At 61.8% G+C, this 246-nt stretch carries 1 protein-coding gene; it reads left to right on the top strand.

Translation table 11 applies throughout. The features are described 5' to 3' along the window. The coding region (locus QSJ95_RS32815) for a transposase (protein ID WP_285647915.1) at window positions 1-246 on the top strand (246 nt) is incomplete at both ends.

Genomic DNA, 246 nt, shown 5'->3' with positions numbered 1-246 from the left:
TGCTGGACTCCACCACGATCACCCTCAAGGGCCCTGGCTTCGACGAATGGACGCTGTCCAATCGAACCCGCTCCCAGGGGCTGAAAGTCCATGTGCTGTATGCCGAGCAGGCGGCGGCGCCGGTGCATTGCAGCTTCAGCGCAGCCAACGTCAACGACATCGACGAAGGCCGGACGCTGGGTATCGAGCCACAGGCCACCTACGTATTCGACAAGGGCTATTACGACTTCAACTGGTGGGCGAGCC

This window comes from Pseudomonas sp. NBRC 100443 (genome assembly GCF_030268185.1).
GTDB classification, from domain to species: Bacteria; Pseudomonadota; Gammaproteobacteria; order Pseudomonadales; family Pseudomonadaceae; genus Pseudomonas; species Pseudomonas citronellolis.
Note: the sequence above shows the minus strand (reverse complement) of the source record. Positions and strands in the feature narration are given on the sequence as shown.